A 17,872-nucleotide genomic window follows, 5' to 3' on the forward strand; every position below is an offset into this window, starting at 1 on the left:
TAGATGTGTTCTGTTGTCTGAGGGGAACTCTGACAGTTTGCCGGTAAGGCCCTTTGAGGCTTACCGGCTTTTTTGTGGTTATCACCTATTAATTTATCTATGGGAAGGGCTATGACTGGAAAGCCAGTATGCTGCCGAAGGCTATCAAACCTGCCCCGCACGCTTGGTTGAGGCGCTTCTTCAGACGCTGCATTGTTGATTGCAGTGAGGCTGACGTGAAAATGATTGCAACCAGGCAGAACCAGATACCGTGCAGCGCAACCATGTAACCACCGTAAAAGAATGCCTGTGAGTTCTGTGCGTTGTCTGAAGCAACAAGCTGGCTGAAAATACTCAGGAAGAACAGCATTGTTTTTGGGTTAAGCACATTGCATAGAAAGCCCTGCAGGAAGTAGCGGCTTGCGCGTTTCTCGACGGTATCTGTTTCAATCTTTTCCAAGCCTTCATTGGCTGTCATGAGCCCTTTGATGCCGAGGTAGATTAAGTACCCCGAGCCAGCATAGCGGATGGCATTGAACAGCACTTCATTCTGTGAGATTAGGTAACTCATCCCCAGCATAGAGTAGCTGATGTGGACAAAAATGGCGGCGCTGATCCCGGCTGCAGTCCACAACCCTGCTTGACGCCCCTTCCCGATACTGTTTTTTAGTACCAAAACAAAGTCTGCACCAGGACTTATCACAATTAAAATACCCAATAACGCTAAGCTGATTAATTCCAAACCGACTCCTAAACCTTTCTTAAAACCTATGTCTATGACTAAGGCTGTGAATTGAATAGTCCCGATTGTAGAGTAGTTTTATGCTCGCTATAATCGAAATACTCTCCTTTGAATTGTGAGAAAAAGTCACATATGCGTCATCTCAAAGCCTTTCACATCTTCCACGTTGCAGCGTCTTCGCCTAGCTTGAGTGAAGCGGCGAACCTGCTCAATATTACCCATGGGGCGGTCAGTAAGCAGATCAAGGTGCTGGAAGGCTACCTTGGCCATGCTTTGTTCTATAAGCAGGGGCGTCATCTTTATCTGACCCAAGAAGGGGAGCTGCTTAAGCAATATACCCAAACCGCGTTTTCTGCACTTGAAGATGGTGTGGGGCAATTGATGAAAAGCGAGCAACAGTGCTTGGAAATATCGTGCGAGCCGACATTGACCATGCGCTGGTTAATGCCACGCTTGGCTGATTTTCACAATGAGGTAGAGGGCGCGGATATTCGTCTCTCGACAGCCGGTGGCCCCGTTACGCTCGGAACAACTGGGTTATCGCTGGCTATTCGTCGCGACGATTTCAAGATAGAGCATGACTACAACAAGGTGCCTTTGGTCGAGGAGTGGGTAGGCCCAGTATTTTCGCCGGATTACTGGCAACAGGTTCGCCATGATTTGACCTGTGTTAAACGGCTGCATAGTCAGACAAGGCAATCAGCCTGGGATGACTGGATAAACGTCTCGGGGCAGCATGGAATAGCTGGTAATAGTCACCAAACATTTGCCCATTTCTACTTTTGCTTCCAGGCGGCGGTCGATGGGTTGGGGGCTGCGTTGGGTTCTTATCCCTTGGTAGTGGATGATCTCAAGCGGGGAAACCTGGTTGCGCCATTTGGGTTCATCCCGTCAGGTCATAAATACATTCTGTTGTCGCAAAAGCAGACGCCCAGTGATTTGGAGTATCGTTTTACTCAATGGCTTCAGGGGTGTTTGGCTGAGTGCGTGCCAATTGAGGAAGAAATGAAAGGCTGGGGTTGAGCTCATCTGGGTGAATGGCTCCATGCCGGAGGGAGAACCGGCATGGATCAGTGAGGAATAACTTTCATGCAAGTTGTTGTTTACTAAAGCTAGCTAACAACAGCGAGCGATGTTATACCACTTCATCAAACGTAGCGCTTTCAAGCAATGCGGCGATAGTGTCTTTATAGCTAAGCCCAGCCTCTTTGGCTGCCATTGGGAAAACACTTCGGGTTGTCATTCCCGGTACTGTGTTCATCTCGATAAGCCAGATTTGTCCATTTTCATCAAGGAAAGTATCTACTCGTCCCCAGCCACGACAGCCCAAGGTTTTGTAGGCGGTTAGGGCAGCTTGCTGCATGGCTTTTTCTTGTACTGCCGTTAAGTCAGACGGGCAGTGATAAGTCGCCGTTTGCTCGCCGAATTTGGCATCCCAGTCAAAGAAGCTGTCTGATTTGATCTGCACCACAGGTAGAGGTTTGCCATCAAGGATGGCACAGGTGTATTCGCGACCTGTGATGAATTGTTCGACCAGGATGTCATCATCATACTCAAACGCATCAACCAAAGCCGTATAAAGCTCTTCCGGCGAGGAGGCTTTTGATACACCGATGCTGCAGCCTTGGTTTAAGGGTTTGACCACTACGGGGTAGGTCAGGTTTGCCAAGGTGGTTTTGATGGTGTCTGCTGGCGTATGTTTGTTGACCTTGATCCAATCAGCGGTCTGTAATCCATTCGAGCGCCATATCTCTTTGGTCTTGAGTTTGTTGAGGGAAATGGACGAGGCCAAGAGGCCGCTGCCAGTATAGGGGATCTTGAGTAAATCGAGCAGGGCTTGCAGGTGCCCGCTTTCACCCATACCGCCATGAAGGGCAATGAAAACTTTGTCTAGGTTGAAGAAGCCCTGCAAGGTGATATCAATGTGCCGGGGATCAATCTTGATCGCTTCATAACCCAATGACTCAACGGCCTCGGCAATACAATTGCCCGACTTTAATGAGACTTCGCGCTCGCTAGACTCACCGCCGTATAAAATTCCAATTCTCATGGTTGTGTTCCGATTAAGCTTTGCTGTGTGAAAAAATCATCAATGGAAATTCAAACCGATTGTTTTATAGCGAACAATCGAAAAATAAGGGTATAAAACTGCTTGTATAGTGTTTAGTAGCTTATTGTAATGCTTTGTGCTTCATATTGGATTTAAATGCCTAAAAAGTATGACATTGTGCATAACTTTATTTTCATCACAGAGAATGTTGTCTTATTTTTGAGCAAGGAATGAATTTCTTTTCAGCTAACTTGAAATAAATATCCTGCTAGGTATTGGGCTATGAACAGACAACAACAGCAAAATAAGTCATTGGGTATGTGGTTAACCTCCTTATTGATTTCCTTGTACATTGGGCTGTTTGCGACGGTCGCAGCTGCACTGGAGTTTGAAAGCTATCCTCTAGATAACTTGGATAAGACGACGGCACAAGGTGTGAAGGCTGAAGTGGTTGATTACCACGGACAGAAAGGGATACATGTTGCGGTGTTACCCGAGCATAAGTCTGCTGAGCAAGGAGGATGTGATCACTGTACATATTTAGCGTTGGAGACTATCCCGTTTCGTGATGGCACCATTGAAATAAATATGGCTGGTGAGCCGCAGCAGAATGCAGCAGCAACATCAACGGCAAATGGCTTTGTGGGTATCGTCTTTAGGGTCAGTGAAGATTTGTCCAAATATGAAGGTGTTTATTTCCGCCCTTCCAATGCCCTGTCAGAAGATGAAGCGCAGCGTGAAATGACGGTTCAGTATTTCTCCTATCCGGATAACACCGCTGAACAATTGAGGGAGTCGGATCCGGGCAAATATGAAAGCGCAGCTAATATCCGTCCCGGGCAATGGTTCCACCTGAAAGCCGAAATCAATAATAACCAAGCGATTTTCTATGTTGATGGCGAAAAAATCTTGGTGGTTGACCGCTTGTTCCACGGCTCTGAGCACAAAGGGGTCATTGGGTTTATTACTGAGCCAGGCAATGATGCATATTTTTCAGAGTTGCAGATAAAGCATAGCCAGTAGCTGAACATACATCATGAAGCAACTTAGTTATATAAAAAGAGCAAGGCCGTGGCCTTGCTCTTTTTATTTGCAGCTTTTGTATGTGAGGCCTTTGTATTTAAAGCCTGTCAGACAACTTAGCTCGTCACAGGCTCGGCTGCGACAACAGGCTTGCTCTTGCGTACAGCAAAGGCACAGAACGCCATGAACCATAGGCCGCTCACAGCAACACCTGCCCAAGCTGAGTGGGTGTAGCCGATAGCGAGATAACCCAGCAGCGCACCGAAGGCCACAGAGCATGCGTAAGGAAGCTGGGTCATGACGTGATCCATGTGGTGGCAACCCGCCCCTGTCGCCGACAAGATACTGGTGCTTGAAATTGGCGAGCTGTGATCACCAAATACCGCACCGGCCAGTACCGCAGACAGCATTGGAAGCAGCAGTGCGATGTCACTGGCCGCGGCAATATCACCCGCTAGCGGTAACATGATGCCAAACGTACCCCAGCTGGTACCGGTAGCAAATGCCATGGCACAAGACAGCAGGAAGACAACCGCAGGAAGCAGCTCAACCGGCAGGTTGCCGTTGGACATTGAAGCCAGGTAAATACCGGTTTGCATGTCACGCACAACGGCGCCAATCGTCCAGGCAAAGAATAGGATAATGATAGCGGGCATCATCGCTGAAATGCCTTGTGGGGCGGCTTTCATCCAGCTGCCTGCATCTAGCTTCAAGCGAAGGGCAAGGCCGATAGAGGCTACCAAGCTGCAGATCGCACCGTATACTAGCGATGAGCCTACATCGGTGTTCTCAAAAGAGCCGATCACACTGAAGGCTTCTCCGTTGGCAGCCAGTACATCCGCACCTGACTGCACCATGAAAAATACGGTTGCCATAGTCAGGGTCAGGATAGGCAGTACCATATCAATCATGCCGCCTTTGGCTGACTCTGGCGCTTCTACATCCAGGCCTGCTGGCTTGCCTTTTGATTCATCCCACAGCTTGCCTTCAAGCGCCCACTTCTCATGCTTGCGCATTGGGCCGATATCAAGCTGGAATGCAATTACACACAGCACCATCACCAGGGTGAAAACCGCGTAAAGGTTCATCGGCATCATTTCGACAAACGCTGAGATAGGGCTCTGGTCGGTCACGCCGTGTGCCACCATGATGCCACCAACCAGCGCAATGATGTAGGCACCCCATGAAGAGATAGGCATCAATACACAAACTGGTGCTGCTGTGGAGTCCAGCAGGTAAGCGAGTTTGGCACGAGAGATATTGAATCGGTCAGTCACTGGGCGGCAGATAGCACCCACCGATAGGCTGTGGAAGAAGTCGTCGATAAAGAAGATGAATACCATCAAACCCGTCAGTGACTTGGCACTGCGGCGGTCTTTACAGCGTACCGCTGCCCAGTCGGCGAACGCTTGGGTAGCACCGGAAACACTCATCAGGCTGATCAGCGCGCCAAGCAGCAACATGAAGATGATCATATTGACGTTATCGCTGTTCATCGCGCCGTCGACCCATACAATAGCCAGCACTTTGCCGGCCAGGTATTGCAGGGATTCAAGCGGAGAATATTGGTTCAGCATCATTGCACCGGCAAAGATACCCGTTCCGAGGGAAAGCAAAACCCGCCTGGTGGTGACCGCAAGGATAACAGCCAGCATGGCAGGGATAACGGACATTAGCGAGTCCGAAAAATCGACAAGGTTCATGATCTCATCACACCTATGTGTTTCAGGTGGAGATCTACCGAAAGGAAGTGTAACTAAGACGCAGAAAAAGAAGACTTGTTACCCCCTCAGGTAGCGCTCCATAGGTAAATACTATGGCAGTTCTGTGCCTATTCGACACAGACCCAGCGACTGAGTTGATGGCTGCAGTCACTTCGGCGCTGACTCCTTTCTCCGGCTTCACAGGTATCACCCTCCACACGTTTACTTATAGGCAGCGCGCCTCTACTGATTTAGGGTTTATCACCGTCAATCCTACTGGATTGCGGCCATAAGTCTAACATTATATACGGCTGAATATTTATGTCAGCTAATAATCAGCTTTTTTCATCGCCATGATTAGAATCTTGGTTTGAAGCGTTGGCCCTTTCCTCGGATTATCCATTTTACCCATTGCAGGGTTTTAACTTTAAGGAGCTAACGTGTTTTCTCGCAAACACTTTGAATTGATCGATAAACCGACGTTCTTCGGGGCGCTGGGGATGTTGATCTCGGTTGTGGTGCCCTTGCTGCTGTTCCCGGTGCAAGGGGCAGAATGGATTGCTATCGCCAAAACGTTTATGACCGATAAACTCGGTTTCCTCTATTTGGCGCTCGGTGTCGGTGCATTCTTCTTTATGATCTACATCGTTTTTTCCGATATCGGCCAAATCAAACTGGGTGATCCTGATGAGCAGCCCGAGTTTACGACGGCGTCGTGGGCGGCCATGCTGTTCTGTGGTGGTATCGGTGCCAGTATTCTTTACTGGGGAACCATCGAGTGGGCGTATTACTACCAGGCGCCGCCGTTCCAGTTAGAGCCTGGCAGTGAAGAAGCGGTCCGCTGGGCGGCAACTTACGGCTTGTTCCACTGGGGACCAATAGCTTGGTCTATCTACTTAGTACCGGCCCTGCCAATTGCGTATTTCTTTTATGTGCGAAAGCAGCCTGTGCTTAAGGTATCGGCGGCGTTGATGCCGGTGATTGGCGAAGCGCGCAGCTATGGTTGGCTTGGCAAGGTTATCGATGTGCTGTTTATCTTCGGTTTACTCGGTGGTGGTGCCACAACGCTGGGCTTGGCTGCACCGTTGATCACCGAGGGTGCCAATTATTTGTTTGGTGTACCGAAAGATACCGTCACCCAAATCATCGTATTGATGCTGTGTACCGCCATCTTTGCCTACTCGGCGTATGCCGGCATGGAGAAGGGCATCAAGTTTCTCAGTAATATCAATTTCTGGGGCGCTTTGGGGCTGCTAGCTTTTATTTTGGTGACCGGCCCGACGATATTCATGCTGGAAACCGGCTTGGATTCACTGGGCCGCATGTTGTCGAATTTCTTTGTGATGGCGACATGGGCTGAGCCATTCGGCGGCTATGGCACATTTGAAAATACCCACTTCCCGCAGGACTGGACGATTTTCTACTGGGCGTGGTGGCTGGTGTTTGCCCCGAGCATGGGCTTGTTTGTGGCGAGGATCTCCCGTGGCCGAACCATCAAGCAAATGGTCACCGGGTCGATTTTCTTCGGTTCGATGGGGTGTTTCCTGTTCTTCATGATCTTGGGTAACTATGGTCTGTCGCTGCAGCTTTCCGGCGCGCTGGACGTGGTGGGTATTCTGAATACAGAAGGTCCTACCAAGGCAATCTTCTCTATCCTTGAGCAGTTGCCGTTTAGTACCTTGGTGATCGCAGCATTTACCCTGCTGTGTTTGATTTTCACTGCCACGACGTTTGACTCTATTTCCTATATCTTGGCATCGGTTGTACAGAACAACGTGACCGAAGACCCGATGCGCTGGAACCGCCTGTTCTGGGCCTTTGCGTTGTCATTCATGCCATCGGTACTGCTGTTTATGGGCGGCCTATCGACCTTGCAAACGGCGGCTATCGTCGGTGGCTTGCCACTGCTTGTTATTGCAGTAATGCTGATGATGTCGGCGGTGAAGGCAGCAACGCTCGATTTGGCCCATCAGGAAGGCTATGAAGATCCGGTGATTAACATTGAGGAGCTGCCAGATGTCGACCCTTGGTCAAAAGAAGGTATGGCACTGACCAAATTCGAGGAGCTCAAAGAAATCGCCATGGCGGCGGCAGAAGCTGAGCGCGAAGCGCTATACAAAGTGTGGAAGTTGAAGAAGAAGATCCGCGCCGAAGCGGTGGCCAACGGGGAATCTGGAATGGATTTCAGCGATGCACCCCAAGAGCGTTTGGATCAGCTTCAGCAACTGATGGATGAGGCCATGACTGCGAAAGAAAACAAGCTGGCAGCCTCGGAAGAAGCGCAGGAAGCCCGCAAGGTGTTCAACGAGCTAATGCGAACCCGGCTGGAAGTAATGGCCGAGCAGGAAGCATAAGTAATTGCCAAGATCTAATAAAATGCCGACTCATTTGACTCGGCATTTTTGTATCTATAGCTTTTGTGTTTAAAGAAGGCGTTAGATCTGATCGACCACAGCCCACACGGCAGCTAACACATCTTGGCCAAAGGCGACGCTACGCTCCGGTGACCAACCGTAGAACTCATCAGGGTGGCTGATGTGATCTTTAAATGGCATCTCGATAGTGTAAGACAGGCATTTGAACTGCTCGGCAACCCAGTTGGAGCCAATAGTCAGGTTGGCTTTGCCCGGCTCGTCTTTGTCGTAGCCATGGGCAACTTGGAACTCTGGGGTGATAGTGAGCAGGGCTGCTTTGAAAGCGTTTTCCAAAGCGGCGTGGCGTTCATTGTACGATGGGATACCCTCGCTGCCTGCGACGAAGTTATATGGGATCGCCTCGTCACCATGGATATCAAGGAACATATCGACGCCTGTAGAGAGCATGCGTTCGCGAACCAGGAAGACTTCCGGGCTTTTCTCCATTGATGGGGTTTGCCACTCACGGTTGAGGTTGACCCCAATGGCATTGGTGCGCAGGTGTCCGCGGATACTGCCGTCTGGGTTCATGTTTGGCACGATGTGGAATACCGCTTTGTCTAGCAGGGCTTTGGCAACCGTGTCGGTATCATCAAGCAGGCGCTGTAATAGGCCTTCGATAAACCACTCGGCCATGGTTTCACCCGGGTGCTGGCGGCCAATGATCCAAATGTTTTTCTTATCGTCTGACGGTTCGCCAATCGTCAGCAAGCTCATGTCGTTGCCATCAAGGGTTGCGCCAAGGGTTTCCAGTTTACAGTTGAATTGGGTTTGCGCTTGGTGCAATAGATCCTGGTGGCGGTCATAGCTGAACGGGGCAAAATAAGCGAAATACATTGAACCGTATTCCGGGACGACTTTAAAGCTCAGGGTGTCGCCGTCAAATTCGGCTGGAATGCGGAACCACTCCTCTCTGTCGTACGATGCAACCACATCGTAGTCCTGCCAGCCTTCAGGGTAGGCTGATTTGGCCAGGTTTAAGATTGAGAACTGGTGCTGTTGCTGGGGCTCGCTTTCGAGGCGGAAATGGAACCATTGCGATATATCTGACTGGTTATCGGCAGGGATGGTCAGCTGGATGTTGTCTGGCGAATCGGCACTGACGATATGGATGTTACCACTTTCGAAATTGCTGAAAATTTTCATTGTTATCAATCTTATGTTTGTTGAGGTAAAAAGAGGTTAGCTGTAAATATAGCTGTTTTGAAGCATTTATCTGTTACAGGGCGTTGATATTCTAGCTAGCGCGCGCAGGTATAGCTTCGGGGCATCGGTTCACTGCGGTAAACTTTCGGAAAAATGGCAAACAGGAAGATAAAGTGGCTTTTCATTATGTTGCTCGTGGTGTAATCCGCGATGGTAACCATATCCTATTGGTCAGGGCGATTGGCGATAGCATGACTTTCTTGCCCGGAGGGCATATAGAGTTTGGCGAATCGGCACCAGTGGCATTGGCCCGTGAACTGTTTGAGGAAGCATCGATAAGTGCCAACGTAGGCGATTTTGTCGGGGCGGCTGAAAATGAGTGGTTCCTTGATGGTCAGCCTCAGGCTGAAATCAACTTGCTGTTTGAGGTTGAAACGGGTTTGTCGCATAAAGACCCAGTTGTTTCCAATGAAGCCCATCTTGAGTTTTTCTGGGTGCCTTGCAAGGAAATTGAGCAGTGGAACCTTTTTCCTGAGTCTCTTCGTGCCTTGGTTAAGCGTGAGAAAATACCTAAACAGGCATTTTGGGGATCGGGAATTACGCTTAAATCAGTATGAAAACACACTTTTTTAAGTGTTATTGCTGGTTAAATGGTTAGAATAGCCTTTTGTTGCCTAATGTGTGAGCAAACAAACATTTTTGGGGTTTACACATTCCGGTAAGCTTTATATTATACGCCGCACTTACGGAGAGATGGCTGAGTGGTTGAAAGCACCGGTCTTGAAAACCGGCATACGTTTGTAGCGTATCTAGGGTTCAAATCCCTATCTCTCCGCCACATTCTAAAAGTTTGACCAAGGTTGAGCTTTACAAAGAATTGGAGCGGTAGTTCAGTTGGTTAGAATACCGGCCTGTCACGCCGGGGGTCGCGGGTTCGAGTCCCGTCCGCTCCGCCAACGACATTAGCCTGATGCGAAAGCGTCAGGCTTTTTTCGTATTTACCGCTCCCGAAAGTGCTGCGCACTTTTGTCAGCGGGCCGGGGTGCCGGACCATCGAGTCCATCCGCTCCGCCACTATAACGAAGCCTCGTCAGAAATGACGAGGCTTCGTTATTTGTGTTAAATATAGGCGCCAGGCTTTTTTGTATATCATGGCGTCACAGGGTTTTGTGCCTGCTTTTTCTTGAGCTTCATGGTGGAGTACACTGAGAAAACGGCCAGGACAATGAAGGCCAGCGCGATAGGGCGTTCATACAAGAATGACCAGCTACCGTCGTACATCAGCAGCGATTTTCGCAGGTTAGTCTCGGCCATTGGCCCTAGGATAATCGCCAGCAAGATGGGGGATGACGGAATTTCCATTTTATTGAGGATAAACCCTAGCAAGCCAAAGCTGATTGCAATACCCACATCGAACATTGAATTATTGATGGCGTAGGCACCGATCACCGACAGGAAGATGATGATTGGGATCATGATGATCTTAGGCACTTCAATAATACGGCAGAAGAAGCGGATGCCGAGCAAGCCGATAAGCAACATGACAATGTTGGCAACCAGCATGGAGCTGAACACCCCATAGACGACTTCTGGGCTTTGACTGAACAGCAATGGCCCCGGCGTTAGACCCTGTACAATCAATGCGCCAAGTAAAACGGCAGCCACCGCATCACCCGGGACACCCAGCGTGAGTAGCGGAACCAGAGAGCCACCGGTAACGCCATTGTTACCCGCTTCTGCTGCCGCTAAGCCTTGTACCGACCCCTTGCCGAATTCATCCGGGTTCTTTGCAGAACGCTTGGCTTCGTTATAGCAAACGAATGCTGAAATATCGGCACCTGCCCCCGGTACCGAGCCGATAGAGGTACCCATCAAGCCACTTTTCACCGCGGTCGGCAGCATGGTTTTCAGGTCTTTTTTGCTCAGTAGTTTATGGTCAAACTTCGGTGGCGCAGCTTTTTTCTGGGTGTGGAGCTTCTCAAGCTGGTTGAGACCCTCTGAGATAGCGAACAAACCAATCAGAACTGGAATCACATTAATGCCGCTGTATAAATCCATCACGTCGAAGGTAAACCTAGGTACACTGCTGATCGGGTCTAGGCCCACAGTGGAGACGAGCAAACCGATGCAGCCAGCGAGTAAGCCCTTGAGGATATTTTTCGACGACACGCTGGCAATGATGGTAAGGCCGAACAAGGCCAGCGCGAAATATTCAGGTGCATTGAATTTGAGGGCGAAGTCAGCCAACAGCGGGGCAATCGCGATCAGCACGATGGTACTAATAAGGCCACCGATAAACGAGGCAACGGCTGAGATACTCAATGCGCGGGCTGCTTGGCCTTTTGCTGCCAGGGTATGGCCGTCAAGCACGGTCGCCGCAGAGGCGGGGGTGCCGGGTGTCTTGAGCAAAATCGCGGCAATAGAGCCACCATAGATACCACCGATGTAAACGCCGATGAGCATGACCAGTGCAGCGGTTGGCTCCATACCAAAAGTAAAAGGCAGCAAGATGGCAACACCCATGGTCGCGGTGAGGCCGGGCAGGGCACCGAGGATGATCCCGCCTAGTACGCCGAAGACCAGTACGGGGAAAACACTTGGGCTGAAGGCGGTTAGGATGCCTGAAAATAAATGTTCTAACATATGCGGCCTCTACAGAATGATGCCGTCAGGAAGCGCGATCACAAACACTTCGCCAAACAGGTAATACACAGATACAACGAATACTGTTGCAATCACGTAATAAAGGGGTTTCTTCACCTTGAAGTAAATCAGGTACAAGACGAAAGCAATCAGGCTGGCAAACAGGTAGCCGAGAAGGTGGATCAAGAAGGCATAGCCAATTAAGTAGGCGACACCAAAAACAGACAGCTTGGAAAATAGCGGTGCTTCTTTCTCTTGGGGGCTCTCTTGTTCGTCACGGTTGGTTTTCTGCAAATGCTGAAAGACTAACACCGCCGAGATAACCATCATGGCAATCGTGACAACGGTTGGAAAGAAAGAGGCATCGACACTAGCATCTTGGAACATTGGCTTGTCGAAATGGCTGATAACGAAAAGGGAAGCGGCACCTAATAAAATGATCAGGGACGGGAAAAGAAAGTTTCTATTCAACATAGAATCCATCCTTGTGTTGAGCGAGTTCAAAAAAAGAGCCAGCATGGTGTGCTGGCTCCTGGGTATCATTAGTTAATTAGAGAGCCTAGTGCTTGCGTATCTTCGTAGACAAACTTGGTAAACTCTTCGGCGTTGAGGTTGTGAATCGTCATTGCACCTGTTTCCATGAATGACTTGAATTCCTCTGTCGCCATTGCTTGGTCAAATGCTGCACCAAGCTTTTCAATGATGTGGTCAGGGGTGTTTTTCGGCGCACCGATACCACGCCATGTACCGGTTACCACATCGACACCTTGCTCTTTCAGGGTAGGGACATCTTCAATAAAGTCGATGCGCTCTTCAGACATCACGCCCAGTGCCTTCAACTGGCCAGAGCGAAGCTGTGCAATGGCTTCACCCGGCGTCACCATAGTGACATCTGTGTGGTTGCCTAGTACCGCTGGAATCGCTTCAGAAGCGCCGTTATAAGGGATAGCGTTAAGCTTGATATCCTGGTCTTTTTCCAGCGCCATCAGGTAGAAGTTAGGCGCAGCAGTAGAAGCAAACTTCACTTTGCCAGGCTCTTTCTTGGCGTCTTCAATCAGGTCGTTGATGCTGTTGTATGGGCTGTCAGCGGCAACCAGTACAACGGCTGGGTCAAGGTTAACCATACGGATCAGTTTGAAGTCATCTGCTGTGTGGCGCATCAGGCCCATCTGAGGCAGTGACGCAATCTCGCGAGTAACTACTGTTAGGGTATAACCATCAGCGCGCTGCTGGGCACCAAAGCTCATGCCCACCGCACCCGCACCACCAGTACGGTTCATGATAGAGATATTCTGGCCAAGTACATCCTTGGCACTATTGGCTAACGTACGGCCAACAGCATCAGTACCGCCACCGGCACCGAAAGGGACAACCAAGCGGATGTTTTTGGTTGGGTAATCGGCAGCAACGGCTGTTGCTGAAACTAATACACCTGCGGAGATCATCACTGCTTTTAGTAATTTATTCATTTTTTTAATACCTATTTTATTGTTCACGTCGGTAGGTTTGAGTCGGATTATTCGTTTTCTGGGTTTGGTAGTCGTTGATTGTGAGTTGCTCGATGGCCAGGGCAATCCAGCCACTGATCAGCATGTCATACCATTGCTGCACCCCGCTGCAGGCGACTACAACATTGCCGTAGACAAAGGAGCCGTAATACAGCACATCGTCATCTCGCAACGACGATGGGTGCGCCGTTTGGTGGTTAATATTGGCCTGGGAGTCACGCCAAGCTTGTTGTGCTTTCTTGCGGGCAAGCTGATCAAAAGGGATGGTCCATGCATCAGGCTGTCCGATAGAGGTTTCAACCAAAATGGCTTCCTCAAAACTGGACTCCCAGGGTTTAAGGCGGGGATCCATCACTACAATATGCAGCTCTTGACGGTTAGTTCGTGAGAATAGGCGCTCGATGGCTGGCCTAACAAGTTCGATTGCATCTAGCGCAATTTGCTTCTGTGTGTTCATCCTTACACCTTAATGTCCTCGGTACACACTCAAGCTATTGTATTATTTTAGGCCGATCAAAGAGGTTTTTACCAAAGTGATAAACTCATCACTGTTGTAAATATATCTTCATGATTTTGATCGCTTAATTAGGTTTTTTTAGCGAAATTATGGTGATATTAATCACTTTAGCGATATAGTGCTGTTGCTGGGTTATTTGTATTATTAAATAAATGTGTTGTGAAATAATATTATGAAGTGGCTCAAGTTAATTGTTTTTAAAGTGAGGTATACAGAAAGAGCGAATTCAACATTATTTTAATTCATTCAAATTAATTAAAATATTGAGGGTTCAGAAGGGGAAAGACAGCTAATCCTTTCCCCTTGAAAGAAGAGCCATAAGGATGATGGCTAGAGTAGCCCGGCTTCGCGGGCTTGGTGCAGCACTGCTGGCTCAACAAGGGCATAGGCCGCGTCCCACAAGGAGGCGATATAGAGCTTTTCTTGGCCTTTTGCCTGCCGCTCAAGCAGATCCAGTTGATGAAGTTCGTCTAGGGTTAATGGTCTGGTAAATAATTCCTTTGCACGTTTAAGTTTTTCCATCTGCCATACTCCGCAATACTAAATTGCAAAGGCTGCTAGGCTAAAACCAGTTTCTAGACAGATGGCACAGAAATGATCTCAGCAGGCTTTTCAATTTAGGCTTAATAAGGGCTCATATAAGCCCCAATCAAACAATTTGTAGGCAGCGGTGAATCTTAGTTTCTTTGCTCTAACTTTTACCTCTACCCTAATAGCTGAAGCAGTCTAATAGAGTGATCAATACCGCAGTTGCTGATTTATTAAACAGCCGTGTTTAAAGATTAGACTTACGTTATATCCCTTTAGCCAGTGTTGTAGAGAGTTACAAAAAAAGTTGACTGGAATAACAAATTACCCGCCAAAGGAAGGAGGCGCTCATCATGAATGACATGCAGCTAGGTACAGTTTCTGCTGGCCAGTTATTGACTCAGTTCGAGCAGGGGATCTTGACCATAACCATGAATCGTCCGGCGAAATTAAATGGCTGGACGATGGATATGATGAACGCTTTGCAGGAGGTTTTTGAGAAGGCTAATGCTGAGGTCAAGGTCAAAGCCATTATCCTTACCGGGGCGGGGGACTATTACTCGGCAGGGGTGAACCTTAGTGGCACGCTAAAGGTGATGGCACCCCGTAAACTACGCCAGTTGATAGCCAAAAATAACCAAGCTTTGTTTGAAGTTTTCCTCGGTTGTACCAAGCCATTGCTGGTAGCTGTGAATGGGCCTGCAATTGGTGCCAGCGTAACATCAGCGACATTGGCCAATGGAGTTATTGCCTCTGACACCGCAACATTCTCAACGCCGTTTGCGGTATTGGGCGTCACGCCTGAAGGGTGTTCCAGCGTGCACCTGCCACGCTTAATTGGTGAGGAAAATGCGGCACGCATGCTTGGCAGCGAGGGCTGGAAGCCCGATGCCCAGCAAGCAAAAGCAATAGGGCTAATTCAAGAGGTTGTCTCTAAAGCGGAATTGCATGAAAGATCTCACTCAGTGGTTCGGCAATGGCTGGAGCAAGGGATGGGGCGTCAGTTACCCGCGGGCAGTGACTTAGAAGAACTCAGGGACGTAAATGCCCGTGAATCAGAACAACTGGCTGACGCGTTCTTGAAAGCTGCATTTCTCAAGCATCAGGCCCAGTTTTTGTGGCGGAAGAAAAAGTACGTGCCGTCGTTAGTGTTTTGGCTACTTTGGGGAGGCAGGCCATTGTGGAAGCTGGCTCTGTGATAGATCAGTAAGCAGATAGATAAGTAAGATGAAGGGTGCCCCATTTCAATTTGGGATTTTAGGTGGTTGGGGCACCATCATATCAGTAATTTGATAATGAAATTAAGTTTGCTTTAGTTTTATCAATGATCGTTGAAAGATAGTGAATTTCCTTTATGTCATCATCAGAAACGGCATTAAAGTACCGCCAATGAAGATTAATAAGGTGTTCAATATAAAATTGCTGCCTTAATTTTAGGTCTATAGTATGAAAGTCTTTCATTGCACTTAATCCTGGAAATCAGTCTCTTTCTCTCTATCTTGTATTAACTGTATGTCATCCATAGACATGTGAGACAGAATGATCGATGAACAGTTACTGCATTGATATTTTGCGTACTTGCTCTTGACTAAGCGTTCAAGTTTATTTCTATGTATACGGTGAAAATGGACACGTTTAGCGCAGGATGGGCATTGAAAATAATTCATAATAATCCTTTGGTATTCTTATTTGCAAATACATATAGGTAAGGGGGTGATATAACCGCAGATACAGATTAGCGTGTTATTTTCTGTGTTGATTAAGTAACTATCTTCCTGCCCACACTTGAGGCATTTAATGAACTGGCAGTCGCAAATTTGTTCTGACATCCGTATTGTCAACCCTTCTGCATATGGAACCGACATCACAAAAGTATCTGATCTTTTTAATTGTTTCTGCGATTTTGATCGCAGAATTATGCATTGGTTAAGGTTCGCTTATGTGTTGTTAGGATTTTTGGGGTATTGAATATGCCGATGTAAATAGGTGAGGCTTGGGAGGGCTTCATAAAGGAATATAAATATTCCTTTATGACTTCATTTATATGTAAAATAATATTTACTTTTTATTGTGTTAAAAAATCTGCACATGTTGTGATGGCTGTTATGTTTTTAACATGTAAGTGATTGTTATTTATGTTGATTAGATTTTAACTTCAAAAATGATGCTTATTTTTATATATAAATTTACACTTCAATTATTTATTCTCGAATACTATTTCCCCTGAAGAAAAGTTAATAAAACCCTCGACGAGGTTATAGTGGTAAAAGGAATTTTGGTAATGTCTTGATCTAATATCACAAAGTCAGCCGATTTCCCGACCTCAATACTTCCTGTAATCTCGTCAAGGCCAAGGCTATAGGCAGCATTAATGGTATAGGCGTCAATAGCAGCTGCAATAGAGGGGAGCCCTGCCTTGCCCATGATAAGGCTATTGGCGATACCTTCTAGTGGATTGATACTGTGTACGTTCCAATCACTGCTGAGTGTGACATTAGCCCCTGTGTTGTAGATCGCGTCCAGCTTCATCAAAGCCCTTGTGCGTTTGGCTCCCAGGAATGCTTCTGCCCACTGATGTTGGTGGTAGGCAACGTAGTCTGAACCGACTTGAAAGTCCGCGCTGATATCCAGCGATTCAAAGCGGTGCACATCTTTTCGGTCGATAAGTTCGACATGGGTAAGGGTATAGGGCTTGCTGATACCCTGTTTTCTCATTGATTCGATGGCATTGAGCGACTCATGGATTGCCCCGTCACCGATCGTGGTAATGCCGTGGGCTGCGGCTTCCTCTAGGCCTGCGAGTAACCCGTCATAACTGGGGTTGTTTTTTGTAGTTCTGCTAGAGGACTTTGTGCTGTTTTGGCTAAAGTCACTCTCCCTATTTTTCCATGCCTCTTCCATCACAATGTCACCGGCGTTATCAAGCAGGATCCCTGTTAGTTGACCCACATAGAGTGGGAAGTTTTCTCCATGAAGATTACTGGCTGGTCAGGGAAAATGGAATCGAGTACCACGAGCGGTGTTGAGGTATTGCGTTCATCCAATACCGTGTCTAGTAAAAAGCCATAACCGATGATCCACTGCCCGCGGCTGGTATTATCATGGCAGTCTTCCAGGTAAGGGATAAGTGATGTCAAAGCTGTATCGGTTTCGAGCAGGCAGTCTCCCCCAGCCGGTGATGCCGCTTCAAATACATGGTTGTGATTATCGATAAAACCGGGCATTACGAAGGCTCCGTCGAGATCGATGATCTCAGTATCGCTATCTGTACTGCTCAATGCTGCTTGTCTTGAGCCAATATAGGCGATTTTACCCTGCGAGATCGCGATAGCTTCAGCGTCGGAGTGGCCATAAATTGAGGCATTAGTCAGAACTTTCTCTACATTTGGGGCTGAATAAGCGTGAGCAGAGAAGAACGCAGGTATTATCGCGAAAAGGAACGAGGCTGGTTTCATGTTATCACGTTAACTTATTGCCTTTATCTAATGTAAAAAGAGTATAGACAGTATTGTAGCAGCATGATTTTGCTTGATTCCTAGTCGAAAAAGATGAATTACTAATGTAATACACAAAAAAACGATGGATTAGGCGATATTATAATCACTTGGTTGTTTTTGGG

14 protein-coding genes, 2 tRNA genes, 1 pseudogene and 1 riboswitch are annotated in these 17,872 nt (G+C 48.0%); of the genes and pseudogenes, 7 read left to right on the top strand and 10 right to left on the bottom strand.

Annotated features, from left to right (window positions below; genetic code table 11):
- Nucleotides 1–109 precede the first annotated feature (109 nt).
- A complete protein-coding gene (locus ACXAGQ_RS23830; RefSeq protein WP_475257300.1) occupies nt 110–721 on the bottom strand; it encodes a LysE family translocator in 612 nt (203 codons plus the stop codon).
- Between the two features lie 132 nt (nt 722–853).
- Between ACXAGQ_RS23830 and ACXAGQ_RS23835 the strand changes: the two genes are divergently transcribed.
- On the top strand, nt 854–1,744 hold the full coding sequence (locus ACXAGQ_RS23835) for a LysR family transcriptional regulator (RefSeq protein ID WP_475257301.1): 891 nt from the start codon (nt 854–856) through the stop codon (nt 1,742–1,744).
- Nucleotides 1,745–1,856: 112 nt separating this feature from the next.
- On the opposite strand, the gene ACXAGQ_RS23840 is transcribed toward ACXAGQ_RS23835, so the two are convergent.
- Entirely contained in the window at nt 1,857–2,771 is a 915-nt protein-coding gene (locus ACXAGQ_RS23840) for a D-alanine--D-alanine ligase family protein (protein ID WP_475257303.1), read from the bottom strand.
- Nucleotides 2,772–3,053: 282 nt separating this feature from the next.
- On the opposite strand from ACXAGQ_RS23840, the gene ACXAGQ_RS23845 reads away from it, so the two are divergent.
- The gene (locus ACXAGQ_RS23845) at nt 3,054–3,794 is read left to right on the top strand and encodes a hypothetical protein (RefSeq protein ID WP_475257304.1); all 741 of its coding nucleotides are present in this window, start codon (nt 3,054–3,056) and stop codon (nt 3,792–3,794) included.
- Between the two features lie 116 nt (nt 3,795–3,910).
- Here the strand turns inward: ACXAGQ_RS23845 and ACXAGQ_RS23850 are convergent, their stop codons facing one another.
- Complete coding sequence (locus ACXAGQ_RS23850) at nt 3,911–5,497, bottom strand: Na+/H+ antiporter NhaC family protein (RefSeq protein ID WP_475257305.1); 1,587 nt, start codon at nt 5,495–5,497, stop codon at nt 3,911–3,913.
- Nucleotides 5,498–5,580: 83 nt separating this feature from the next.
- Nucleotides 5,581–5,751: riboswitch (Lysine riboswitch) on the bottom strand.
- Nucleotides 5,752–5,937: 186 nt separating this feature from the next.
- Between ACXAGQ_RS23850 and ACXAGQ_RS23855 the strand changes: the two genes are divergently transcribed.
- The gene (locus ACXAGQ_RS23855; protein ID WP_475257307.1) at nt 5,938–7,851 is read left to right on the top strand and encodes a BCCT family transporter; all 1,914 of its coding nucleotides are present in this window, start codon (nt 5,938–5,940) and stop codon (nt 7,849–7,851) included.
- Between the two features lie 81 nt (nt 7,852–7,932).
- Here ACXAGQ_RS23855 and ACXAGQ_RS23860 read toward each other — a convergent pair whose 3' ends face one another.
- A complete protein-coding gene (locus ACXAGQ_RS23860) occupies nt 7,933–9,057 on the bottom strand; it encodes a M14 family metallopeptidase (protein WP_475257308.1) in 1,125 nt (374 codons plus the stop codon).
- A gap of 173 nt (nt 9,058–9,230) precedes the next feature.
- Here ACXAGQ_RS23860 and ACXAGQ_RS23865 point away from each other — a divergent pair, with 173 nt between their 5' ends.
- The 3 genes from ACXAGQ_RS23865 to ACXAGQ_RS23875 all read left to right on the top strand — a co-directional run bounded on the left by ACXAGQ_RS23865 (nt 9,231) and on the right by ACXAGQ_RS23875 (nt 10,013).
- Nucleotides 9,231–9,674 (top strand): NUDIX domain-containing protein, encoded by a 444-nt coding sequence (locus ACXAGQ_RS23865; protein WP_475257310.1) that lies wholly within the window; start codon nt 9,231–9,233, stop codon nt 9,672–9,674.
- A 130-nt stretch (nt 9,675–9,804) separates the two neighbouring features.
- Nucleotides 9,805–9,895, top strand: a tRNA-Ser gene (locus ACXAGQ_RS23870).
- A gap of 41 nt (nt 9,896–9,936) precedes the next feature.
- A tRNA-Asp gene (locus ACXAGQ_RS23875) sits at nt 9,937–10,013 on the top strand.
- A 193-nt stretch (nt 10,014–10,206) separates the two neighbouring features.
- On the opposite strand, the gene ACXAGQ_RS23880 is transcribed toward ACXAGQ_RS23875, so the two are convergent.
- The 5 genes from ACXAGQ_RS23880 to ACXAGQ_RS23900 all read right to left on the bottom strand — a co-directional run bounded on the left by ACXAGQ_RS23880 (nt 10,207) and on the right by ACXAGQ_RS23900 (nt 14,247).
- On the bottom strand, nt 10,207–11,700 hold the full coding sequence (locus ACXAGQ_RS23880; protein WP_475257311.1) for a tripartite tricarboxylate transporter permease: 1,494 nt from the start codon (nt 11,698–11,700) through the stop codon (nt 10,207–10,209).
- A gap of 9 nt (nt 11,701–11,709) precedes the next feature.
- Nucleotides 11,710–12,174: a tripartite tricarboxylate transporter TctB family protein gene (locus tag ACXAGQ_RS23885; protein ID WP_475257313.1), complete on the bottom strand. Its 465-nt coding sequence runs from the start codon at nt 12,172–12,174 to the stop codon at nt 11,710–11,712.
- A gap of 68 nt (nt 12,175–12,242) precedes the next feature.
- Nucleotides 12,243–13,169, bottom strand: coding sequence for a tripartite tricarboxylate transporter substrate binding protein (locus ACXAGQ_RS23890; protein ID WP_475257314.1), 927 nt, complete (start codon nt 13,167–13,169; stop codon nt 12,243–12,245).
- Between the two features lie 16 nt (nt 13,170–13,185).
- Nucleotides 13,186–13,665 carry a hypothetical protein gene (locus tag ACXAGQ_RS23895; RefSeq protein WP_187464413.1) on the bottom strand — a complete coding sequence of 160 codons (480 nt, stop codon included), beginning with the start codon at nt 13,663–13,665 and terminating at the stop codon, nt 13,186–13,188.
- Nucleotides 13,666–14,055: 390 nt separating this feature from the next.
- Nucleotides 14,056–14,247 carry a hypothetical protein gene (locus ACXAGQ_RS23900; RefSeq protein ID WP_475257315.1) on the bottom strand — a complete coding sequence of 64 codons (192 nt, stop codon included), beginning with the start codon at nt 14,245–14,247 and terminating at the stop codon, nt 14,056–14,058.
- A gap of 359 nt (nt 14,248–14,606) precedes the next feature.
- Here ACXAGQ_RS23900 and ACXAGQ_RS23905 point away from each other — a divergent pair, with 359 nt between their 5' ends.
- On the top strand, nt 14,607–15,452 hold the full coding sequence (locus ACXAGQ_RS23905; RefSeq protein WP_475257317.1) for an enoyl-CoA hydratase/isomerase family protein: 846 nt from the start codon (nt 14,607–14,609) through the stop codon (nt 15,450–15,452).
- A gap of 1,015 nt (nt 15,453–16,467) precedes the next feature.
- Here the strand turns inward: ACXAGQ_RS23905 and ACXAGQ_RS23910 are convergent.
- Nucleotides 16,468–17,510 (bottom strand): annotated as a pseudogene (locus ACXAGQ_RS23910) (amidohydrolase family protein); the annotation flags it as partial.
- Nucleotides 17,511–17,872 lie beyond the last annotated feature (362 nt).

The organism is Photobacterium sp. ABD4_091, assembly GCF_056160145.1.